Here is a 20,966-nt window from a genome sequence, read left to right on the forward strand (position 1 = left end):
GCCCGTGTGCACTCACCACCTTATCCAAACTTTTTGGATAGAACATTCCAAGCCGATCCCTTTTCGGCGTGAATTATCATGGAATGAGTGCATAGCTCAGCTGGTAGAGCAACGACTTTTAATCAGTAGGTCCACGGTTCGAACCCGTGTGCACTCACCATTCTCCTTCTCCAAGCCTTCCCAAGTACATTTGATTGATCTGTTCGCGGCTTTGCAGCCTTGTGAACTGTCGTTTTTGGTTGTTAACAGCAAAAATACAACCTGAAATTATTCATCGGTCATTTTCTCAGGTTGAGTTCCGATTTCCCTATCTCATTGAAAAGAATGCGATAAAGTCACCTAAGTGCATGGCTTATTATCGGGTTGTATGTATTTATTTACACAACCTATGAGATTGCATTGATTTTCAACCCGCTCCTGCTGTGTGAAGTATCTACGTATAGTTTCAGTATTAAGAGTTCTTCTAGGGCTTCGATCCATCAATACGTAATTATATACTTGGCGCGTTAAGTATTTTTCCGCGATCGATCCCGCTTTGTCCGAATATTGGAAAAGTAGGTGCGGTAAATGTTGACTTCAAACAGAGAATGTCTGGAGCAAGCGCGCAGCTATGCGCTTTCTTATCTATGGCAGGGATGGGTGCAATGTCGTCCTCAACTTTTTGGACGTGCACTTAGACTTACTGGCGGCGATGCTGACGCTGCTGAAGATCTGCTCTCTGCGACCATATTGAAGGTCGCCAACCACTTTGACGGCAAGCCTGTTGAGCTGCGCGAGCCACGAGCCTTTTTCCTTTATGCGCTGAAGAATGAATTCATCAGCCAGTACCGGAAGAAGAAAAACGAGGCCCAGTACCGGATTGGCGGAATTGACGTTTATGAAGACCGGTTTGCTGTTGAGGATGCCCAGAACGTTCAACAGGACGAAAAGCTCTTGCAGAGGGAGCAGTTGGAGCAACTTCAAGCTGCGTTGGTTCGGTTGCCGGAGGTTTATCAGCGAATTTTCTCTCTGAAATTCGTCGAGGAGAAGGGTTATCCGGAAATTTCCGAGGAACTGGAAATATCGCAGGCGCTCGCTCGCAAGCGGGTGCAATTTCTCAGGCAAAAACTAAGGGCCTCTGTTGGCTATTAATCTTGGTTTTCCCGTTCACAGCTTCAGGTGGAGCACGTCTTAAGGTTTAGCAATCAGGTAAGGGCAATATCATGGCAGACGATACCGTAAATGCGCAGATAACTGATGCGGTTACGCAGACCAATGTGAAGGTGGTGGCAGAGGCTCCGGCGCAGGCGATGGCAAGCCTCTATCAGGTGGTTAGTAGCGCTACAGGGCTTTCCGTTCAGAACGCGACACACTCTCAGCAGGCGATGAACCAGGTCACCACAGCCGTGGTCTCCAAGGGTGTGCAGTTGATCATGGAGATCGGCTCCAAGTCGTAACTTGATCATTTCTCTCTAAGGCGCGACGGGGGGCGTAGTGTCAATGGAGAACGAGAAGGGCGTGCGCTCAGGCGCTACGGATTACGAGCGTGCCGCGATCCGGCGGAGGGAGTTCATAAAAGAGCTTCTGGAAGCTGTAGAGGTTAAGCGGCAGCTTGGGCAAAGCGGGGATGAGGAGGTTCAACTATCCTTCTCCCGCTCGGTCGAGGCTGAAGATATTGACGGCTTAGGCTTCGATGCCTTGCCCGAAGAAGAGAGTGAGCGCGCAAGGCATGTTTACGCCAGAGCGCATCAGGCAGCAAAACAGGTGGCCGCACAAGCAGCGTCCCGTTTGGCTGGAAGCGAGGAGGTAACCTCTCCAGATGCTTCGGAAAAGCCTATTACATCGGCCTATCAGGATGCGTTGATAGCCGAGCCAGACAGCAAGACTAGGCATCCTGATGAAGCGCCTGCACTTCAAACTGCGGCTCCGAAGTCATCGGGATCTAAGGCAACAGGCAAAGCAAAGTCTTCGCCGGAAGCGCGGCTAGGTGGGACGGGCGAGCAAGGAAATGATGGAGGCTCCGGAGGTCGTGAGCCGCCATCGGGAAAGGAAGAGGAGGCTGATATGGCCGATACGCCATCGCAACCCGATACATCTGCGCTGAATGCCCAGATAGTGCAGGCTGCGCAGCTCTCTAATGCGGAAAACTCTAGCTATAGCAGCCAGTTAATTTCTGTTCCTGCGGACGTGATGGCCACACAGACGGCCGGACATGCAACGCAAAATGCAGAGAGCTATATGAACAGCATCATGCAGATTGCGGTAGCCGCGCAGGCGGTCGTCGCGGCCAAAATTGCGGCTTCACCCGCAACAGCGGGGGCTGATGCCGCAGCTTTGACTGAGCTGCAGGGCATGGTGAGTGCAGCCATTTCTGCATACGGAACCGCTAGTGAGCAGGCAGGTACTTCTGCTGCGGCGATCATCTCTAAAACCAAGGTTTAGGCGGGCAGGAGTGAGCTAATGCAGGAGCAGGAAAACGGCCAAGCGCAAACGAATGGTGCACCGGCTGAAAAAGGGGCCGTAGGAGGCTTAAGCAAGGAAGCGCAGGAGGCGATGAAAAAGCTTCTCGGTCTTCCATTCAAACAGCAGCTTTCGGTTTTGATGCTGGCGCAATTTCTCAAAAAGCGAAAGCAGGGCTAGGCAGCTCGCCTTTTCGCAGGACGTGGAGACAGCGAATGGAACGGGACATCTTTTACATTCGGGAAGAGCTGGATGAGGTCATTGTTGCCCATCTGGAAAGCTGGGTGCTTGCCATTAAGGGAAACCGCCGTAGTCGGGCCGTGCCAAGCCACATTCCCGGAGTGCTTTGGTACCTCAATAAAGCGCGTGGCTGTCTGTGTCAGGGCGAAGAAATCATGAGCGAGCGGCGTTTCATTGAGGAAGCCTTGGGTTCGGAAGTCTCCATGGAGGAGTTTGGCGGCGGGCTGGATCGGGAAACGGTTGAAGCGGAGATCTCAGAAAGTGTCGATATGGAAGTCACCGAAAAGGTCAGCATCACGGAGCGAAGCAATGAATGCAAAGGACGCCACAAAAACCGCAGAAGAAGCTGCGGGCGCTGAGGGAGAAGCCGGTTCTGCTGCGAACGCCCAGAGCTTTCTTGATCTTAGCCAACAAATTCCGACGCTAAAGGAGGCCTTTGCTTCTATTCGCAAGCAGCAGGAAGAGCTGAACAAGACGAGTGAGCAGATCGCCGATGCTGCTCAAAAGACGGTGGCAGAGGTTAGCCTAGCTATTCAGCGCATTAACAGTGATGTGGAGCAAGAGGTCCACTCTCTGTTGGACGAGATAGACGTCGGTGGTGGCAGGCCGAATACCGGCCAAGCGGCTGGTGACACTGGTCAGCAAGGCGTAGCAGGTGGCGGCACAACCCAGCAGCAAATGCAGCAGCCTACGACTCCGGTTCAGCAGGCAGCCCCGCAGCCGCAACTGCAAATGCAGGCAAGGCCAATGCAGGGACAACAGCCAATGCAAACGCCTCATATGGTGCAAGCAAGCCCTATGGCTTTACAGGTGGCTAGCGAGCTGCGCCGCATTATCCATCAGGAAGTTCAGGCACAGATCCAGCCTCTAATTGAAGAAATCAGGGCGGCTCTTGGTAGAATGCGGAAGTGAAAAATTACATCATATTTTCATAGATTTACGGGGTTTTTGAACCTTCACACCTCTGCAAGTTCTGCGTCCTTTGAGTTGTAATTATCCAGCAAAGATCTGAGGAGAAACGTTATGGCAGATCCAACAACTGTAAGCCCGATGATCACGGATGCCGTGACACAGGCGAATGTGAAAGTCGTTGCAGAAGCTCCGGCTATGGCCATGGGTTCGATTTACCAGAGCATGGCCCATTCCACCGGCATTCTTTTTGAAAATTCTGTTTCAGCTGCTCAGCAGCAAAATACCCTTGCACAAGCTGCTGCTAATCAGGGCGTCATGCAGATTTATTCTCTCGATACGATGTCGGGAGCGGGCGCTACAGAAAAAGTTGCCCAGTCTGGCGAGTCCGACAATCTGGCAACGCTGCTCACCGTAATGAACGCCTTTAGCTAGGCGCTTTCTCTCCTCCCAAGGGAGGTAGTTCGTGCCGCAAAGCCCATACTTTTGAGTTGTTTCCTGCGTTTACCTTTGCGGCTCTTTGATAATCCAGTTCAATTCACAAAATATGGAGTGAAAGTATGGCCGATCCAACCACCGTGAACCCAATGGTGACCGACGCTGTTACCCAGTCCAACGTTAAGGTCGTGGGTGAAGCGCCAGCAATGGCTATGGGCTCTATCTTCCAGAGCATGGCCCATTCAACCAGCATCCTCTTTGAAAATGCGGTGTCTGCGTCTCAGCAGCAGAATACGCTTTCTCAGGCGGCTGCTAACCAAGGCGTTATGCAGATCTATTCCATGGACACTATGGCAGGCGCTGGCGCTACCGAGAAAGTTGCCCAGTCCGGTACTGCTGACAACCTGACCACTTTGCTGACTGTTCTCAACGCATTTAGCGGTGGTCGCTAAGCCTATTTGTTTGGCGGGGTTCTACGACCAGATCCTCTCTCGCAGTCGTGCGGGAGAGGGTTTGTCGTTTTCTCTCTTACCCTCAAGGCTACTGGATATTTGCAGGAAACAGGATTATACGCACTTAACCCTATAAATATGGATGATCTTTAGCGTATGTCCCAGTATCTGGTTGCCGCCCTCTATAAATTCGCTCCCTTGGAAGACTTCGAGAACCTTAAGGAGCCTCTTTTGGAATACTGCGTTGCTCGTGGTGTTCGTGGCAGCTTGTTGCTGGCAAGCGAAGGCATTAACGGCACGGTTTGTGGTCCAGAAGAGGGCGTTCGGGAGTTGCTTTCATATCTTCGTTCTGATCCACGTATGGTGGATCTGGAACATAAAGAGAGCTGGTCCGATAAAATCCCGTTTCGCCGTATGCGTGTTCGCTTGAAAGTAGAGATCGTTCGCATGGGCGTGGATGGTATCGACCCTAACAAGACCGTAGGCACCTATGTAAAGCCGAAGGACTGGAACGAGCTTATTGCCGACCCTGACACTGTGGTGATTGATACCCGCAATGACTATGAGGTTGCGTTTGGTACGTTTGAGCGGGCCATTGACCCTGATACGCAGACATTCCGCGAGTTTCCTCAGTGGGTCCGCTCCGCTGACGAGCTGAAGGATGCCAAGGGCAAAAAGGTTGCAATGTTCTGCACCGGCGGAATTCGCTGCGAGAAGGCGACAGCGCTCATGTTGGAAGAGGGTTTCGAGGAGGTCTACCACCTTGAAGGCGGTATTTTGAATTACCTTGAAACCGTGCCGGAAGAAGAGAGCCTTTGGAAAGGCGACTGCTTTGTGTTTGATGACCGCGTTTCGGTCGATCACAAGCTGGAAGCGCAGTGGGGCAAGAATGTTCCGGAAAAGAGCCGCCATATTCTAGCTGATTATCAGCTTGCAGGCGGTGAAGGCAGCGATGACGAGACCGCTGCCTAAGTCGTTTTTGTGGGCTAGTTAGCCGAAGCGGAACGGCGCGAAGCCTTTGAAGCCCGGTTTGAATGCCAGAATGTCACCGGAGAGCGGCGCTTCTTCCAACTGCTCTTCGCTCAGCCCATCGCGCAAGGAAGTAACGACAAGCGTATCCATGTCCGGCCCTGCAAAACATGGCATGGTCGGGCGCGGTACAGGCATTTCGTAGGATGTCATCAGTTCTCCCTCAGGGGAGAAGCAGTTCACGTTGCCCGCTGATACGCCTGCGGACCAGTAATTGCCATCAGCATCAACACATGCGCCGTCTGGACGGCCTAAAGTGTTGTCGAGTTGAAGGTAGACGCGGCGGTTGGTTGCTGCCCCCGTTGCAGGGTCAAAATCATACTTCACCACCCAAGCATCGGTTGAATCCGAGTGGAACATGGTCTTGCCGTCCTGCGTCCAGCCCAAGCCGTTGGAAACGCGAACGCCGGTCTGGATAGTGGTGACAGTGCCGTCTGGCGCTACGCGGTAGAGCGCGCCGATATCCTGACGTGGAGAGCTGTCGCACATAGTGCCGACCCAAAATGCGCCGTCTGGGCCTACCTTGCCGTCGTTGAGGCGGGTGCGGGGATCATCTGCTTCGATCCGGCAAAGAACGGTGCGTTCCTCTGTTTCCGGATTAAACAGAATAACCTCGTCATGCAGAGCGACTACAAGGCGGCCGTCTTTGCATAGACCGAAGGAGCCAACTGTCTTTTCAAACTTCCAGCTCTCGTGAACGCCGCTTTCCCAAGCAACGGCATGGATTTCACATCCAAGAATATTGGCAAAGTAAAGGGTGCCGGACTTCTCGTCCCATACCGCGCTTTCGGCAAGCTGATAGCTGCCCCTATGAAAAACAGTAATTTCCGGTTTCACGGGTATGCTCCACTGTCGGTTCAGAAAATGAAAAAGGATAGTGAGTGTTTATAGCCGCCCAGTGCCGCTGCGTCGAGCAACGCTGGTGGATAACGCTAGTAGCTTTAGCTGTCTTCCAGAACAAAGGCTGTTCGGCTTGTGATTGAACGGATCGCAAAAGATGAGCGCATCTTCACAACACCGGGAAGGCGGGTGAGGTGATCGCGGTGAATGCGTTCGAAATCATTGGGGTCCTTAGCCACGATACGAAGCAGATAATCTGCGTCACCGCCCATGAGATGACACTCCATGATCTCGTTGGATTTACGAACCGCTTCCTCGAAGGTCGTCAGAACTTCCTCGGCTTGAGAGCCGAGCGAAATTTCCACGAATACACTCATGTTACGTCCGACCGTTTGCGGGTTTAGTAGCGCAACATAGCGGTCGATAACGCCAGCTTCTTCCAGCGCTTTTACGCGGCGCAAGCAGGCGGAAGGAGACAGGCCAACCTTCTCAGATAGGTGAGCATTTGTAATGCGGGCATCGTTTTGCAGGTGGGCGAGGATTTTTTGGTCAATGCGATCAAATTTCATTTGTGGGCAATCTTTTGCATAATCTGCGAATTATCTGTCTTTTATTCGAATATTCTTGCAAGATATTTCAGAGTCTTCGTGACTTTGCAAGAACATGTCGTGCCATTTCGATTAGTATTTACCCTATTAATTTTACGGAAATGCTGCGTGACAGTTGGAGGAGAGCGTTATGCGTTTAGGTGTTCCAAAAGAAATAAAAAACCATGAGTATCGCGTTGGTCTGACACCAGACAGCGTTCGCGAAGTTGTTTCCCACGGCCATTCCGTTGTTGTCGAAACCGGCGCAGGTCTTGGTATTGGTGCAAGTGATGCCGACTATCAGGCCGCTGGCGCAACCATCCTTGCTACTGCTGCCGAAGTCTTCGAAATGGCAGAGATGATCGTGAAGGTGAAAGAGCCACAGGCCGTAGAGCGCAAAATGCTGCGTCCTGATCACCTGCTGTTCACCTACCTGCATCTGGCTCCGGATCCAGAGCAGACAAAGGACCTTGTTGAGTCCGGCGCTGTCTGCATTGCTTATGAGACCGTACGTGATGCCAAGGGCCGTCTGCCGCTTCTGGCTCCTATGTCTCAGGTTGCTGGCCGTCTTTCCATTCAGGCTGGTGCTACCGCGCTTCAAAAAGCAAACGGCGGCTGCGGTGTTCTACTCGGCGGTGTGCCGGGTGTTGCTCCTGCCAAGGTTGTTGTGATCGGCGGCGGCGTTGTTGGTTCCCACGCAATTGCTATGGCTCTTGGCCTTGGCGCAGACGTGACCGTTCTGGATCGCAACGTTGACGTGCTTGCAGCTCTTTCCGAGCAGTTTGGCGCGGCGCTGAAGACCGTTTACTCCACCAATGCTTCTCTTGAAGAGCATGTAACCAGCGCAGACCTCGTTATTGGTGCTGTTCTTGTTGCAGGTGCGGCAGCTCCTAAGCTTGTTACTGCTGAACACATCAAAGCGATGAAGCCGGGTTCTGTTGTTGTGGACGTTGCAATCGATCAGGGCGGCTGCTTTGAGACTGCACACGCGACCACCCATCAGGAGCCAACCTACATCGTTGATGAAGTGGTTCACTACTGCGTTGCAAACATGCCGGGTGCAGTTCCTCGCACCTCCACTTACGCGCTGAACAACGCAACTCTGCCATACGTTCTGGCTCTCGCCGACAAAGGCTACAAGCAGGCTCTCTCCGATATTCCGGGCTTCCTGCCGGGCCTCAACGTCTACAAAGGCAAGGTGACTGTGAAAGAGGTTGCTGACAACCTCGGCTACGAATACCTCAGCCCAGAAGACGCTCTGGCAAGCGAATAAGATCGCCACTGGTTGTGTGGTGATCTATACAACTAGAGCAGGCTGATAGATTTAAATGTGCGCAGGATCTCATCTTTGGGAGCCTGCGCATTTTTGTTAGCGGCCCCACTAGAGTACCTGTTCTAGAAGGAGCGTTGGCTCTCCTGCAAATTCTGTAAGAAGGCGCGGGTGGAAGCCAAGTGACTTGGCGAGCCCAATGGAGGCCTTGTTGTCCGGCCCAGTGATCGCAACTGCGGTTTGTCCGGTCAGGTGCTCACGAGCCCAGCCAATTGCTGCACCGGTTGCTTCCTTGCCTATTCCGATGCCGTGATACTTGGAACTGATGATCCAGCCCATTTCGGGGTGTCCGGCTATGGATGGCTCGATCATGCGCTTGAAATCCGCAAAGCCCACTTCACCCACATAGGCGCCAGTTTCTTTCAGCTCTACAGCCCAATAGCCGTAGCCCAAAAGGCTCCAAAGGCCAGCATAGCGTAGCAAGCGGGCCCAGCTCTGGTCTGGCGTGCAGGGGCTTCCCGTGATGTTTTCATAGATGGCTGGCTCTTGCCACAAGGCGTTGCAATGCTGCCAGTCTGAGCGGGTATGGGCCCGCAGGATTAGGCGCGTTGTTGTAAGTGTTGGAGCGCTTGTGCGGGCATCATCAGTTATGTTCAAGGTGGCCTCGGCAGTTTCTCGTTTGCGCTTGCATAGTAGAAACGTAGTCCGCTAGTTGTCCAGCTATGCAGACAACCAGCGCGAGGACTGCCGATGCTTGATCACCTCGAAAGCTTGTAGTGCTTAGCAGTTGTAGTAGTAGGCGCGTCCGTAACGGTCATAACCTACACAGCGGCGCGGGGTTGTTGCTGCACCCAAAAGACCGCCTGCTACGCCGCCGATGGCAGCACCTGCTACCGCTCCGCCAACATCACCGGTTGCTGCGCCAATTGCTGCGCCTGTGGCTGCGCCAAGGCCGCCGCCAACGAGCGCACGGTCTGATGGGTTATTGGAATTACATGCGGCTACTGTAAGCAGTAGGGCAGAGATGATTACGAGCTTCTTCATCAATCATATCCTCATCATCCCCCCGACCTCCAAGGTCCGCGTGCAGCCTAACCTGCTGTGTGGCAGGCGTAAATTGGCAAGGTGATGAGAACAGTTTTGTGGTTAAACGGGTGAGTAGAAATGGGCCCACAGCATGGCCGGCCTGTTAAGTCGCCGTTCATAAAAAAAAGGCCCCCAAACGGGAGCCTTTTAAATCCGCTAGCGCGAGCTGCTTATGGGCAAGCTACAGCGTATGGACGGCCGTTACGGTCGTAAGCGGTGCAGTTTTTAGGTGCGGTTGCGCGGCCAAGGATGCCGCCTGCAAGACCACCGATCAGAGCGCCACGAACAGCGTCGTTACGGTCACCACCAGCAGCGCCGATAGCAGCGCCGGTTGCAGCGCCAAGACCTGCGCCTGCCAGAGTGCGGTCACCTTTGTTGTTGGTGTTGCAGCCAGCAACAGTCAGCAGCACAGCGCAAACAAGTGCGATTTTTTTCATTTTTCTCTCCTGTATCACTGCCGCACGATGCGCAGCACGCCTGCTGCGACCCCTTAACGGCGACAGTAATTTCTCAGGGTTCTTGCTGTAGGAACGTGGTTAAAGTGTGGTCGAGTTAAGTCCTAACGAAGACTATGGACATAAGTCACAAGTCCTGCTGTTGAGCTGTCGCGACTATTCGCTGTATTCGCGCCTTCAACCATTGGCAGAAGTTGTGTTGCCAACTCTTTACCTAGTTCGACACCCCATTGATCAAAAGAATTGATGTTCCAGATCGTGCCTTCAACAAAGACGCGGTGCTCGTAGAGAGCAATGATTCTGCCCAGTGTGAACGGATCCAGAAGCTTGTAGATGATTGTTGTCGACGGGCGGTTGCCCGGGAATACTTTCTGAGGCGCAAGTTTAACAACTTCGCTCTCGTTTGCCCCGTCAGCCCGCATCTTGTCTTCAACCTCGCTCAAGGAGCGGCCTTTAAGCAGCGCTTCGCTCTGAGCAAAGCAGTTGGCAAGAAGCAGGTTCTGGTGGTTCTTCAGCTCTGGTTCGTGGCTGTGAATGCCAACGAGGAACTCGCACGGAATAACCGAGGTGCCCTGATGGATGAGCTGGTAGAAGGCGTGCTGGCCGTTTGTACCCGGCTCACCCCAAACGACAGGACCGGTTGCGGTAGCAACTGGACGGCCTTCTTTAGTGACCTGCTTGCCGTTGGATTCCATATCCAGCTGCTGCAAATAAGCTGGCAGGCGGGAGAGGCGCTGGTCGTAAGGAAGAACGGCGCGGGTCGCATAGTCTTTAACGTTGCGATGCCAAACGCCGATAAGGCCCATGAGGATCGGCAGGTTCTCGCCAGCAGGTGCTGTGCGGAAGTGCTCGTCCATGGAGTGTGCGCCATCGAGGAAGCGGGAGAAGTTTTCCGGTCCGATTGCAATCATCAGCGGTAGGCCGATTGCAGACCAGATGGAGTAGCGACCGCCAACCCAGTCCCAGAAACCAAAGACACGTTCTTCGCCAATGCCGAACGCCGCGACTTTGTCTAGCGCGGTGGAAACGGCTGCAAAGTGTGCACCAACAGCGTCTTCGCCAAGGGTTTCAGCAATCCACTTGCGAGCGGTTGCCGCGTTGGTCATGGTTTCAATAGTGGTGAAGGTTTTACTTGCAACGATTACGAGGGTCGTTGCTGGATCCAGCGTCTTGAGGGTGTCGGCAATGTGCGCACCGTCTACGTTGGATACGAAATGCATTTTCGGGCCGTCATGGTACGGTGCAAGAGCAAGCGTTGCCATAACAGGGCCAAGGTCCGAACCGCCGATGCCGATGTTGATCACGTCGGTGATGGCTTTACCGGTTGCGCCTTTCAACTCGCCGCTACGAATGCCATTTGCAAAGGTGCCCATAGACTGCAGCACTTCACGAACCTGCGGCATCACATCGTTACCATCGACCAGAACGGGACGATCCGAAGCATTGCGGAGCGCTGTGTGGAGCACAGAACGGTTTTCGGTGGTGTTGATTTTTTGACCTGCGAGCATCGCGTCGCGCTTTGCCTCAACATCGGCAGCGGCTGCAAGCTCCAGCAGGAGGTCCAGAGTTTCCTCGGTGATGTGGTTCTTGGAAAAGTCGATCAGCAGATCATCCAGGGAGCGGGTGAACTTGGAGAACCGTTCCGGGTCGCTTTCGAAAAGGGACTTAAGCGGCGTTCTTGCAAGTTGCTTTTCGTGGTTGGCGAGTTTTTCCCAGATACCTGTGGTGGACATGTGAAAGCTCCGGAGGATTGATTTCTTTTAAAACAGCTAAAATGATTTGGTCCTAAGACCAACGCAGAGAGCCGGTTTCGGCTTTAGGGGTTCTGTTGCCCCTTCAATCTTACGCTGGAAAATTAGGCTAAAAAAAGAACCAGAGGGGAAACTCTGGTTCTTTCTTTTTCTTAAAATTAAGCAGTCAGTGCTGCTGCTGCGCGGGCACGCTCTTCGATGCCAGCCCAGTCTTCTTCGTCGATTGCTTTGGAATCTGCAATCCAAGAGCCGCCAACGCAAAGTACGTTAGGGCATGCAAGGAAGTCGCGAGCGTTCTGAAGGCTGATGCCACCGGTTGGGCAGAACTTTGCTGCTGCCAGTGGGGAAGCAAGACCTTTAAGCATTGGAATGCCGCCAGCAGGAACTGCTGGGAAGAACTTCAGACGCTGGTAGCCAGCTTCCAGAGCGTACATAACTTCAGAAGCGGTAGACACACCTGGAAGCAGTGGAACTTCTGGGAAGTCTTCTGCTGCTTTGAACAGGTTGTCGGTTGCGCCTGGAGATACGATGAAGGTGGAGCCAGCTTTAACAGCGGCTTCGTACTGTGCGTGGTCGAGAACGGTACCAGCGCCAACCAGAGCACCTTCAACTTCTGCTGCAACTGCGCGGATACATTCCAGAGCATTTGGGGTACGCAGAGTGATTTCGATGCCAGGAAGACCGCCCTTCACGAGAGCGCGCGCCATTGGAACTGCTTTCTTCGGGTCGTCAACAACCAGTACAGGAATGACTGGAGCTGCGGTCATGACAGCTTCTACACGCTCGATATTCTGAGCCATAGTTATATTGTCTCCATTTGGCTGGGGCTTCCAGCTTTGGTTTCACTTGTTTTTGGCATGTCCATTCCAAATGTACGGGCGCCAGTATCGGCCGAGCTGACAACCGCACGGAAGGCTGCAAAGAGTTCGCGGCCCGTTCCTGCTGCATTTGCTGCAAAATTGGTGGTGGCGGGCCTGCGGGCATCCAGTTCCCGATAGGAAACAAGAACGTCAAGAGTGCCCTTTACAGCATCAAGCCTAATAATGTCACCATCTTTGATTTTACCGATCAAACCGCCTGCGGCAGCTTCCGGTGTGACATGGATTGCTGCAGGGATTTTACCACTGGCGCCAGACATGCGTCCATCGGTTACAAGTGCGACTTTATAGCCTCTGCCTTGCAAAACCCCTAGGGCAGGTGTGAGTTTGTGGGCCTCCGGCATGCCGCAGGCTTTTGGACCCATGAAGCGAACAACGGCGATCATGTCGCAGTTCAGCTCATTGTCGGAAAAAGCCTTAAGGAACGCTTCCTGTGTGTGGAAAACGCGGGCAGGAGCCTCAATAATATGCTGATCAGGCTTAACGGCAGAGATCTTGATAACTGCCTTGCCCAAGTTGCCGGAAAGAACCTTGAGGCCGCCGCTCTTCTGGAACGGCTTGTCGTAGGTGGTCAGTACAGCAGGCTTACGGGAAACTTCCGGCACTTGCACCAGCTCGACTTGCTCATCGTCAGCAAGGTTTGCTTCCACAGTGTACTGGCGCAGGCCTTTGCCGTTAACCGTGGTTACGTCTTCATGGAGCAGACCTGCATCCAGAAGTTCGCGCATCAAGAAGCCCATGCCACCAGCGGCTTGGAATGCGTTCACATCTTCTTGGCCGTTCGGGTAAACGCGGGTGAGCAGCGGGATGATATCGGACAGATCAGAGATATCGTCCCAAGTCAGCGTAATACCTGCAGCTGCTGCAATCGCCACCAAGTGCATTGTGTGGTTGGTCGAGCCACCCGTTGCGTGAAGGCCGACAACACCGTTTACGATAGCGCGCTCATCGATGATCTTGCCGATCGGGATATACTCGTTGCCGAGTGCCGTGATGGACAAAGCACGCTTAACAGCCTGCTTGGTGAGAGCATCGCGCAGCGGGGTATTTGGATTGACGAAAGAAGAACCCGGCATATGCAGGCCCATAATTTCCATCAGCATCTGGTTTGAGTTCGCTGTGCCATAGAAGGTGCAGGTGCCCGGAGAATGATAGGCAGCGCTTTCAGAGGCAAGCAATTCGGCGCGTCCCACTTTGCCTTCAGCATAAAGCTGGCGAGTGTGGGATTTATCTTCGTTGGAAATGCCTGATGGCATTGGGCCTGCGGGAATAAAGACCGCTGGCAGGTGAGAGAACGTCAACGCGCCAATGGCAAGGCCCGGTACGATCTTATCGCAAACGCCGAGGAAAACAGCAGCGTCATACATATCGTGGGAAAGGCCAATGGCCGTGGACATGCCGATAACATCACGGGAGAACAGCGAGAGGTCCATACCCGGGAAGCCTTGAGTAACGCCATCACACATAGCAGGCACGCCGCCTGCAACCTGTGCAACTGCGCCAACTTCAGCGGCAGCTTTTCTGATCAGTTCTGGGTAGCGCTCATAAGGCTGATGCGCTGAAAGCATATCGTTGTAGGAGGTGATAATACCGAGGTTAGGTACAACCTCGCCGGAAAGTGCATTCTTCTCGCCGATAGGGCAGGCGGCAAAACCGTGGGCCAAGTTAGCGCAGCCAAGGGAGGTTCGGCGCGGCTTGTTCATTATGGCCTGTTGCATTCTTTCCACGTAAGCGGAACGGCTGTCGCGGCTTCGTTTGATGATGCGCTCTGTGACTTCGCCAACTCGAGCATTGATGGACATGCGTAGGACTCCCTCAGGCAAACCACTCTGTAGAATTGTTTTGAGCGGGCTCTGCTTAGTGCTGATTGAGGTTCTATATCCGATTTTAAATCGATTTAGATTTGTGACTTTCTAGTTGTACCGTGTTTTTTTGTTGCTGGGAACTAGGGGACGCCCGCATTGGTGGTGCGGGCGCCAAATATATTATTCTTCGTGCCAGGTACGGCCGTCGCGCTCGATGAGAGCGATGGAGGCAGAAGGGCCCCAAGTGCCGGAGGTGTAACCCTTTGGAGGCTCACGATCATTGCCCCAATGCTTGAGGATTGGGTCAATCCATGCCCAAGCGGCTTCAACCTCATCGCGGCGCATGAACAGAGTCTGGTTGCCGCGGATCATGTCCATCAACAGGCGCTCATAGGCGTCTGGGTTGCGCACGTTGAAGGTCGCTGCGAAGGACATATCCAGTGACACTTCGCGAAGGCGCATGTTGCTGGAGCTTGGGTCCTTAATCATCACCTTCATCTTAACGCCCTCATCAGGCTGAAGGCGGATTACAAGCTGGTTCGCTTTGATCGTGCCAGCATCCTCTGGGAAGATGGAGTGCGGTAGATCGCGGAACTGAATGACGATTTCAGAAATGCGGTTCGCGAGGCGTTTGCCGGTTCTGAGGTAGAACGGCACGCTGCCCCAGCGCCAGTTTGCGATTTCCAGCTTTGCTGCGACGAAGGTTTCGGTGTTGGAGTGGTCTTTGCCCAGCTCCTGAAGGTAACCGGAAACCGCACCGCCTGCCGAAGCACCTGCGCGGTACTGACCGCGAACGGTGTTGCGTGCTACACCGCTGGCATCCATTGGCTTAAGCGCCTTGAGAACTTTAAGTTTTTCATCGCGAACGCTGTCTGCATGCATGGACTCAGGCGGTTCCATGGCAACAAGGCAGAGAAGCTGCAGCAGGTGGTTCTGCACCATATCGCGCAGCGCGCCTGCAGTGTCGTAGTAGCCAGCGCGACTTTCAACGCCAAGGGTTTCTGCCACTGTGATCTGGACGTGATCAATGTGGGTCGAGTTCCAAAGCGGCTCGAACATCGCGTTTGCAAAGCGCAGAGCCATAAGGTTCTGAACGGTTTCTTTGCCGAGGTAGTGGTCGATGCGGAAGATCTGTTCTTCCTTGAATACCGAGCCGATTGTCTCGTTGAGTTCGTGAGCTGAAGTGCCGTTCTTGCCGATTGGCTTTTCAATGGTCACACGGGTCTTGTCGGTGATAAGGCCGTGGGAACCGATAGCAGAACAGATTGTGCCGAAAAGATCAGGAGAAACAGAGAGGTAGAATGCGCGGACGACGTCTTCACGGCCTGCAAGTGCGGTCTCTAGATTTTCCCAGCCGGTGTTGGCGCTTACATCAACGCTGACATACTGAACGCGCTCCAGAAAACGCGCCATGATATCGTCGTCGATTTCGTCGAGGTGGTCGTTCAGCGCGTTGAGTGCCCAGTTGCGGTATTCTTCCGAGCTAATGTTGCGGCGGGAAACTGCAATGATGCGTGCATCCGTCGGAATTTGATTGCCCAATTCGCGGTAGTACAGAGCTGGAAGCAGCTTTCTGTGTGCCAGATCTCCCGTACCTCCAAAAACTACGAGGTCAAATGACGGGACGTCAGTGAGTTGAGCGGGCATCTGGATTCCTTCACTTCCTGATGATGGCAATCTCTTTGTCTCTTCGGTATTGGTTATCAGGAAAAATCCTTAAACCGATTTAAATGGCGTGTACGTTTTAATGCGTAATTGCCACTTAATGCTTCGGCCCATCGCGAAAAGCAAGAGGTGCTGCCTATATTTTCTAGAAAATTAAACCACTGAGTTGAGCTGGCGAAGGTGCGTTACCTTGGCCATTACAGCGCCTCCGTTACAGAATTATAACGGGCATCTCAAGCACCCGTTGCAAATATATTCGTGTCAGTGGAAGGCGCTGCATTGGCAAATAATTGCTAACAACCTGTTTTCCTTGGGCGTGGGATGTGCTTCAAATACGCGTAGGTATAAACGCTATGAGGGGCTCCATGGGCAAACCAACTACAACAGCTCGTTTTTTGAAAGCAGCAATCTTTGCAGGGAAGGGAGCAGAACCTGCAGATCTTGTTCTAAAAAATGTTGGTTTGTTTAGCGTCATGGATGGCAGCACCACAGTGACTGATATCGCCATTGTTGGCGACAGGATTGTGGGGACGCACGCGACGTATAGCGGAAAACGGGAGATTGATTGCTCAGGCAAGATCGCGGTTCCCGGATTTATTGATACACACCTGCATGTTGAATCCTCACTCGTTACGCCGTTCGAGTTTGATCGGTGTGTACTTCCTCATGGTGTGACGACTGCTATTTGCGATCCGCACGAGATTGCCAACGTGCTAGGGTCTGCCGGGATTGAGTACTTCCTTAAATGCGCTCAGGAAACGGTGATGGACCTTCGCGTTAACCTGTCTTCCTGTGTTCCTGCTACTGAGTTTGAAACTGCTGGTGCCCGTCTTGAGATTGAGGATCTTCTGCCCTTCAAGGACCATGAAAAGGTTATCGGACTGGCGGAGTTCATGAACTTTCCCGGGGTGCTTGCAGCTGATGATAATGTGCTGCGCAAACTGGAAGCTTTTCAAGGGGAGCATATAGATGGCCACGCACCGCTTCTGCGGGGTATGAATCTAAACGGTTATCTTGCCGCGGGCATTAGGACCGATCATGAGGCGACCTCAGCGGAAGAGGCGCTGGAGAAGCTTTCAAAGGGAATGACGATCCTCATTCGGGAAGGGTCGGTATCCAAGGACCTTGATGCGCTGGCTTCTATCTTGACGCCAGAGCGCTCCAGCTTCATCTGCCTTTGCACCGATGACCGGAACCCGCTTGATATCGCGGAGGAGGGACATCTGGATTGCATGATCCGCCGTTTGATTGCCCATGGTGCAGCGCCTCGTGATGTTTACCGTGCCGCAAGTTGGTCTGCTGCTAATGCATTTGGCTTGAAGGATTGCGGTTTGCTGGCTCCAGGATGGCGGGCCGACATTGTGCTGCTGGATGATCTGGAAAGCTGCGCCGTATCTAGGGTGGTGAGTGGTGGCAGGCCCGTGGAGCCGGCTCTGTTTGATGCACGAGCCATTGTTGAGCCGGATGGTTTGACAGATAGCTGCCATGCGCCAACGGTTTCGGCGGCAGACTTTATGGTTCCAGCGCGCCAAGGTGAGCAATCTGTAATCGGCGTTAAGGCCGGTCTTATTCTTACCTTCCATGAAAAGCGTGTGCTTCCGGTTCAAGGCAATCAAAGCCTTGTGGATGTCAGTCAGGACGTAGTGAAGGTTTCTGTCGTCGAGCGCCATGGAAAGAACGGCAATATCGCGGTTAGCTTTGTTCATGGCTTTGGCTTGAAGCGCGGCGCGATTGCTTCATCCGTCGGTCATGACAGCCACAACATCTGCGTCGTTGGTGCGAGTGAGGAGGCGATGGCGATTGCTGTTAACCGCTTGCAAGACCTCAAAGGTGGCTTTGTGGTTGCGGATGAAAATGGCGTAATGGCCGAGTTGGCACTGCCCCTTGCCGGATTGATGAGCTTGGAGAGTTATGAGGACGTGCGCGAGGCACTGGAAGCGCTGCGGGAATCGGCGGTTGCAATCGGTTGTACCTTGCCGGAGCCGTTCCTTCAGGTGGCTTTCCTGCCGCTTCCGGTTATACCGCATTTGAAAATCACTGATAAGGGCCTGTTTGATGTGGACGCTTTTTGCCTGCTGGAGCACTAGCGCCCTCAAAACGTTCGGTCCGGTTCCTCGAAATCTAAGGAATTAGCCTATTAGGTGTAGTTGACGTTTTCGGTAGGGTGGCGCACTCTGGTTAGTAATTAACCTATGCTAGGTAGGGGTGCCCGCGCTTTGGAGGAGGTCGCGGGCGAGACTCTATGGAGTTTGACGCCTGCCGGCAAAACACATGGCAGGGGGGATCTGTAATGACGAGCGCTGACGAATGGGCCGCTAACTTTAAAGCGAGACCGCTGGGAGAGTATCTTGATGACACACTGCGTGTGTACTCGGAACGCCCTGCGACGGACTTCCTTGGCAAAACAACAACCTACGCTGAGCTGGGCGATATGGTTGACCGTATCGCGGCTGGCCTGCAGGCCATGGGTGTCAAGAAAGACGATAAAGTTGGCATCTGTTTGCCGAACTGCCCTTACTATCCTGCGTTTTACTATGCGATCCTCAATCTCGGTGCGACCGTCGTAAACGTTAATCCGCTTTACGTTGAGCGTGAGATGTCGTTTCAGGTAAGAGACAGCGGCGCCAAGATTATGGTGACGCTCGACCTCAAAGTGATTTACGACAAGATTGAAGCTGTTCGCAAAGAAGGCGCGCTGGAAAAGGTTATCGTTTGCCCTATGGCCGATATCCTGCCGCAGCCTAAAAAGCTTCTGTTCACACTCTTCAAGGGTAAAGAGCGGGCTAAAATTCCTAGCGATACCAACCACGTTACCTACAGCCAGCTCACTGCAAATGCTGGTAAATACGAGCGTGCGCAGATTGATCCGTACGAGCAGATTGCTGTTTTGCAGTACACTGGCGGTACGACTGGTGTGCCTAAGGGCGCGATGCTGACCCACGCAAACCTTTCTGCCAACATGGAGCAGATGCGCGAGGCGTTTATTACCGCCAAGCCTGGTGTTGAGCGCATGATGTGCGTTCTGCCGTTCTTCCATGTTTTTGCAATGACGGTCTGTCAGAACCTTTCGGTTCTTATCGGCGCTGAAATGCTGCTTATGCCGCGTTTTGAAATGAAGATGTTCCTTGATCTTGCAACGCGCAAGAAAGCGACGCTTTGCGCAGGTGTTCCGACGATCTACAACGCGATCAACAACTCCCCTGAGACGAAGAAGTACGACCTCAGCTCCATCAAGCTTTGTATGTCTGGTGGCGCACCGCTTCCTGTTGAGGTGAAGCAGGAGTTTGAGGCGCTTACTGGCTGCTTCCTCGTTGAAGGTTATGGCCTTTCTGAATCTTCCCCAGTGGCCTGTGCCAACCCGCTGGATGGAACCGCCCGGGATGGCTCTATCGGTTTGCCTGTGGCAGGTACCAAAATTGAGTTCCGCGATCTGGAAGATCCGACCAAGCAGGTTCCGAAGGGCGAAAAAGGTGAGGTTTGCATCATCGGTCCTCAGGTGATGAAGGGTTATTGGCAGCGTCCGGACGAGTCTGAGAAGACCTTGATCAACGGCAGTATCTTGCGCACCGGCGATGTTGGTTATGAAGATGCGGACGGGTTTATCTACCTTGTTGATCGCATCAAGGACCTTATCATCTGCTCCGGCTACAACGTTTATCCGCGTGTGATTGAAGAGGCCCTTTATCAGCATCCTGCTGTTGAAGAGACGATCGTTATCGCTGTGCCGGATGATTATCGCGGTCAGGCGCCTAAGGCGTTCGTAAAGCTGCGCGAAGGTGAGAACGTATCCTCTGATGATCTGATGGGCTTCCTCAAATCCCACATCTCCAAAATTGAGATGCCAAAGGAAATCGTGTTCCGCGAGGAACTGCCAAAGACACTGGTTGGCAAGCTTTCCAAGAAAGAACTGGTTGAGGAAGAAGCCGAGAAGCGCAAAGCGGAAGAAGCTGCAACGGCGTAAACTTCTAGCGTTCTTTGACTTAGAAATAACGAGAAGGGGTAGCGAATGATCGCTGCCCCTTTTTATTGTTCTCTAAGCGCCTTCGCCAATTGTGTTTTTGCGTTCTAGCTTCCGCTTGGACTCGCGATGCATGGTGTAGAGCGATGCGCCGATAATGATGGAAGCGCCAACATAAGTTGTCCACTCAGGCCATACGCCAAACACCACAACACTGATGATGCTGGCGTAAACGATACGGGTATAATCCATTGGCGCGACGACTGTCGCTTCGCCCGCTTTCATCGCCTGAATGTTACACATCTGCGCCATCCAGCTAACAGCACCGAGCGCTGCAAGAATGATCCAGTCGCCTTGGCTCATTGGTGTCCAGTAGTAGATGGCAAATGGTGTCAGCAGCAAACCAACGAATGCGGCCTGGAAGGTCAAAATAGTGATTGGCGGATCAAGCTGCGAAACCTTGCGCAGGATGATGCCGACGATCGCGGCGCAGGCTGCGCCTGCCAAGGCAATCACAGTGTAGATATTAAACTCTGAACCGCCACCCGGCTGGACGATAATCAACACGCCGATAAAGCCGAGAATAGTCGCTGCCCAACGGTGGACACCAACAACCTCGCCAAGGAAGAAGATAGCGAAAACGGTGAGGAAGAAGGTGCGCGAGAAGCCAATAACGGTACTGTCGGCCAGAGGCAGTTCAATAACAGCGCTAAAGCCCATGACCATCGCCCCTGTTGCAAGAACGACCCGCGCTGCATGAAGCATAGGTGCTTTGGTTCTCAATGATCCGGGAAGTCCGCGAATGATCACTGGAAGCGAGATTACAAGCATAAATAGCTGACGGAAAACAAGTATCTGGGTTACGTGAAGCCTTTCGCCCAGCAGCTTAACCAGTGCCCCCATGATTGCGAAGAGAACGGTGCCAAGTAGTGCCCAGAGGATGCCGCGCACATTGCCGGGCAAGCGCCGCCAAGAGCGGGCCGTGTGGTAACCTGCTCTGACCAGCGGTCGCAGGGGCTTGTAGTGCCTGAGAGAGGACGTCGGCATAGGACCTATGGGCTTTCGGTTGGACGATAGCGTTAATTGGTCTGGCCAAAGCTGCCAGCGAGGTCGCTATCCCGTCCGTGTTAGAATGGCTTTCTAGCTCTTAAGGGGAAATTTCTA

At 53.3% G+C, this 20,966-nt stretch carries 22 protein-coding genes and 1 tRNA gene; 13 read left to right on the forward strand and 10 right to left on the reverse strand.

The genetic code is table 11. The annotated features are described in order from the left end of the window. Positions 1-85: 85 nt before the first annotated feature. The 10 genes from E1162_RS18330 to trhO all read left to right on the forward strand — a co-directional run bounded on the left by E1162_RS18330 (position 86) and on the right by trhO (position 5,450). Positions 86-160, forward strand: a tRNA-Lys gene (locus E1162_RS18330). Between the two features lie 407 nt (positions 161-567). Further along, positions 568-1,131, forward strand: a complete 564-nt coding sequence (locus tag E1162_RS18335) for an RNA polymerase sigma factor (RefSeq protein ID WP_155134493.1) — start codon at positions 568-570, stop codon at positions 1,129-1,131. 71 nt (positions 1,132-1,202) lie between these two features. Beyond that, positions 1,203-1,436 carry a RebB family R body protein gene (locus E1162_RS18340; RefSeq protein WP_155134496.1) on the forward strand — a complete coding sequence of 78 codons (234 nt, stop codon included), beginning with the start codon at positions 1,203-1,205 and terminating at the stop codon, positions 1,434-1,436. Positions 1,437-1,479: 43 nt separating this feature from the next. Further along, complete coding sequence (locus E1162_RS18345; protein ID WP_155134500.1) at positions 1,480-2,421, forward strand: hypothetical protein; 942 nt, start codon at positions 1,480-1,482, stop codon at positions 2,419-2,421. A gap of 18 nt (positions 2,422-2,439) precedes the next feature. Continuing rightward, entirely contained in the window at positions 2,440-2,619 is a 180-nt protein-coding gene (locus tag E1162_RS18350; protein ID WP_155134503.1) for a hypothetical protein, read from the forward strand. A gap of 35 nt (positions 2,620-2,654) precedes the next feature. Then, positions 2,655-3,038 carry a hypothetical protein gene (locus tag E1162_RS18355; RefSeq protein ID WP_155134506.1) on the forward strand — a complete coding sequence of 128 codons (384 nt, stop codon included), beginning with the start codon at positions 2,655-2,657 and terminating at the stop codon, positions 3,036-3,038. Continuing rightward, positions 2,989-3,591 (forward strand): hypothetical protein, encoded by a 603-nt coding sequence (locus tag E1162_RS18360; protein ID WP_155134509.1) that lies wholly within the window; start codon positions 2,989-2,991, stop codon positions 3,589-3,591. The genes E1162_RS18355 and E1162_RS18360 overlap by 50 nt, the downstream gene beginning before the upstream one ends. Before the next feature lie 111 nt (positions 3,592-3,702). Beyond that, the gene (locus tag E1162_RS18365) at positions 3,703-4,023 is read left to right on the forward strand and encodes a RebB family R body protein (RefSeq protein ID WP_155134512.1); all 321 of its coding nucleotides are present in this window, start codon (positions 3,703-3,705) and stop codon (positions 4,021-4,023) included. A gap of 125 nt (positions 4,024-4,148) precedes the next feature. Beyond that, positions 4,149-4,478, forward strand: a complete 330-nt coding sequence (locus tag E1162_RS18370; protein ID WP_155134515.1) for a RebB family R body protein — start codon at positions 4,149-4,151, stop codon at positions 4,476-4,478. 156 nt (positions 4,479-4,634) lie between these two features. Further along, complete coding sequence (gene trhO / locus E1162_RS18375; RefSeq protein WP_155134518.1) at positions 4,635-5,450, forward strand: oxygen-dependent tRNA uridine(34) hydroxylase TrhO; 816 nt, start codon at positions 4,635-4,637, stop codon at positions 5,448-5,450. A gap of 18 nt (positions 5,451-5,468) precedes the next feature. On the opposite strand, the gene E1162_RS18380 is transcribed toward trhO, so the two are convergent. Continuing rightward, a complete protein-coding gene (locus E1162_RS18380; protein ID WP_371312015.1) occupies positions 5,469-6,344 on the reverse strand; it encodes an SMP-30/gluconolactonase/LRE family protein in 876 nt (291 codons plus the stop codon). A 104-nt stretch (positions 6,345-6,448) separates the two neighbouring features. Then, positions 6,449-6,916, reverse strand: coding sequence for an Lrp/AsnC family transcriptional regulator (locus tag E1162_RS18385; protein WP_155134524.1), 468 nt, complete (start codon positions 6,914-6,916; stop codon positions 6,449-6,451). Between the two features lie 169 nt (positions 6,917-7,085). Here E1162_RS18385 and ald point away from each other — a divergent pair, with 169 nt between their 5' ends. After that, on the forward strand, positions 7,086-8,207 hold the full coding sequence (gene ald / locus E1162_RS18390; protein WP_155134527.1) for an alanine dehydrogenase: 1,122 nt from the start codon (positions 7,086-7,088) through the stop codon (positions 8,205-8,207). A gap of 108 nt (positions 8,208-8,315) precedes the next feature. Here ald and E1162_RS18395 read toward each other — a convergent pair whose 3' ends face one another. The 7 genes from E1162_RS18395 to zwf all read right to left on the reverse strand — a co-directional run bounded on the left by E1162_RS18395 (position 8,316) and on the right by zwf (position 15,826). Further along, a complete protein-coding gene (locus tag E1162_RS18395) occupies positions 8,316-8,861 on the reverse strand; it encodes a GNAT family N-acetyltransferase (RefSeq protein WP_155134530.1) in 546 nt (181 codons plus the stop codon). A 123-nt stretch (positions 8,862-8,984) separates the two neighbouring features. Then, entirely contained in the window at positions 8,985-9,248 is a 264-nt protein-coding gene (locus E1162_RS18400) for a YMGG-like glycine zipper-containing protein (protein ID WP_155134533.1), read from the reverse strand. Between the two features lie 212 nt (positions 9,249-9,460). Next, positions 9,461-9,727, reverse strand: a complete 267-nt coding sequence (locus E1162_RS18405) for a YMGG-like glycine zipper-containing protein (protein WP_155134536.1) — start codon at positions 9,725-9,727, stop codon at positions 9,461-9,463. A gap of 122 nt (positions 9,728-9,849) precedes the next feature. Then, on the reverse strand, positions 9,850-11,478 hold the full coding sequence (pgi, locus tag E1162_RS18410; RefSeq protein ID WP_155134539.1) for a glucose-6-phosphate isomerase: 1,629 nt from the start codon (positions 11,476-11,478) through the stop codon (positions 9,850-9,852). A 176-nt stretch (positions 11,479-11,654) separates the two neighbouring features. Continuing rightward, positions 11,655-12,296, reverse strand: coding sequence for a bifunctional 4-hydroxy-2-oxoglutarate aldolase/2-dehydro-3-deoxy-phosphogluconate aldolase (gene eda / locus E1162_RS18415; RefSeq protein WP_155134542.1), 642 nt, complete (start codon positions 12,294-12,296; stop codon positions 11,655-11,657). 2 nt (positions 12,297-12,298) lie between these two features. Next, positions 12,299-14,176 carry a phosphogluconate dehydratase gene (edd, locus tag E1162_RS18420; protein WP_155134545.1) on the reverse strand — a complete coding sequence of 626 codons (1,878 nt, stop codon included), beginning with the start codon at positions 14,174-14,176 and terminating at the stop codon, positions 12,299-12,301. Positions 14,177-14,359: 183 nt separating this feature from the next. Continuing rightward, complete coding sequence (gene zwf / locus E1162_RS18425) at positions 14,360-15,826, reverse strand: glucose-6-phosphate dehydrogenase (protein WP_155134548.1); 1,467 nt, start codon at positions 15,824-15,826, stop codon at positions 14,360-14,362. Positions 15,827-16,209: 383 nt separating this feature from the next. Between zwf and ade the strand changes: the two genes are divergently transcribed. Together ade and E1162_RS18435 are read left to right on the forward strand one after the other, a co-directional pair. Then, on the forward strand, positions 16,210-17,931 hold the full coding sequence (gene ade, locus E1162_RS18430; RefSeq protein ID WP_155134551.1) for an adenine deaminase: 1,722 nt from the start codon (positions 16,210-16,212) through the stop codon (positions 17,929-17,931). A gap of 203 nt (positions 17,932-18,134) precedes the next feature. After that, entirely contained in the window at positions 18,135-19,805 is a 1,671-nt protein-coding gene (locus tag E1162_RS18435) for a long-chain-fatty-acid--CoA ligase (RefSeq protein WP_155134554.1), read from the forward strand. Between the two features lie 72 nt (positions 19,806-19,877). On the opposite strand, the gene E1162_RS18440 is transcribed toward E1162_RS18435, so the two are convergent. Then, positions 19,878-20,849: a DMT family transporter gene (locus tag E1162_RS18440; protein WP_155134557.1), complete on the reverse strand. Its 972-nt coding sequence runs from the start codon at positions 20,847-20,849 to the stop codon at positions 19,878-19,880. Between the last annotated feature and the right edge of the window lie 117 nt (positions 20,850-20,966).

Source organism: Pseudovibrio flavus (assembly GCF_009711345.1).
In the GTDB taxonomy this organism is placed as follows: domain Bacteria; phylum Pseudomonadota; class Alphaproteobacteria; order Rhizobiales; family Stappiaceae; genus Pseudovibrio; species Pseudovibrio flavus.

Bases quoted from the DNA above. Each gene is read 5' to 3' on its own strand.
- E1162_RS18335 (WP_155134493.1), top strand. From the start codon at position 568: ATGTTGACTTCAAACAGAGAATGTCTGGAGCAAGCGCGCAGCTATGCG.
- E1162_RS18340 (WP_155134496.1), top strand. From the start codon at position 1,203: ATGGCAGACGATACCGTAAATGCGCAGATAACTGATGCGGTTACGCAG.
- E1162_RS18345 (WP_155134500.1), top strand. From the start codon at position 1,480: ATGGAGAACGAGAAGGGCGTGCGCTCAGGCGCTACGGATTACGAGCGT.
- E1162_RS18350 (WP_155134503.1), top strand. From the start codon at position 2,440: ATGCAGGAGCAGGAAAACGGCCAAGCGCAAACGAATGGTGCACCGGCT.
- E1162_RS18355 (WP_155134506.1), top strand. From the start codon at position 2,655: ATGGAACGGGACATCTTTTACATTCGGGAAGAGCTGGATGAGGTCATT.
- E1162_RS18360 (WP_155134509.1), top strand. From the start codon at position 2,989: ATGAATGCAAAGGACGCCACAAAAACCGCAGAAGAAGCTGCGGGCGCT.
- E1162_RS18365 (WP_155134512.1), top strand. From the start codon at position 3,703: ATGGCAGATCCAACAACTGTAAGCCCGATGATCACGGATGCCGTGACA.
- E1162_RS18370 (WP_155134515.1), top strand. From the start codon at position 4,149: ATGGCCGATCCAACCACCGTGAACCCAATGGTGACCGACGCTGTTACC.
- trhO (WP_155134518.1), top strand. From the start codon at position 4,635: ATGTCCCAGTATCTGGTTGCCGCCCTCTATAAATTCGCTCCCTTGGAA.
- E1162_RS18385 (WP_155134524.1), bottom strand. From the start codon at position 6,916: ATGAAATTTGATCGCATTGACCAAAAAATCCTCGCCCACCTGCAAAAC.
- ald (WP_155134527.1), top strand. From the start codon at position 7,086: ATGCGTTTAGGTGTTCCAAAAGAAATAAAAAACCATGAGTATCGCGTT.
- E1162_RS18400 (WP_155134533.1), bottom strand. From the start codon at position 9,248: ATGAAGAAGCTCGTAATCATCTCTGCCCTACTGCTTACAGTAGCCGCA.
- E1162_RS18405 (WP_155134536.1), bottom strand. From the start codon at position 9,727: ATGAAAAAAATCGCACTTGTTTGCGCTGTGCTGCTGACTGTTGCTGGC.
- pgi (WP_155134539.1), bottom strand. From the start codon at position 11,478: ATGTCCACCACAGGTATCTGGGAAAAACTCGCCAACCACGAAAAGCAA.
- eda (WP_155134542.1), bottom strand. From the start codon at position 12,296: ATGGCTCAGAATATCGAGCGTGTAGAAGCTGTCATGACCGCAGCTCCA.
- edd (WP_155134545.1), bottom strand. From the start codon at position 14,176: ATGTCCATCAATGCTCGAGTTGGCGAAGTCACAGAGCGCATCATCAAA.
- zwf (WP_155134548.1), bottom strand. From the start codon at position 15,826: ATGCCCGCTCAACTCACTGACGTCCCGTCATTTGACCTCGTAGTTTTT.
- ade (WP_155134551.1), top strand. From the start codon at position 16,210: ATGGGCAAACCAACTACAACAGCTCGTTTTTTGAAAGCAGCAATCTTT.
- E1162_RS18435 (WP_155134554.1), top strand. From the start codon at position 18,135: ATGACGAGCGCTGACGAATGGGCCGCTAACTTTAAAGCGAGACCGCTG.
- E1162_RS18440 (WP_155134557.1), bottom strand. From the start codon at position 20,849: ATGCCGACGTCCTCTCTCAGGCACTACAAGCCCCTGCGACCGCTGGTC.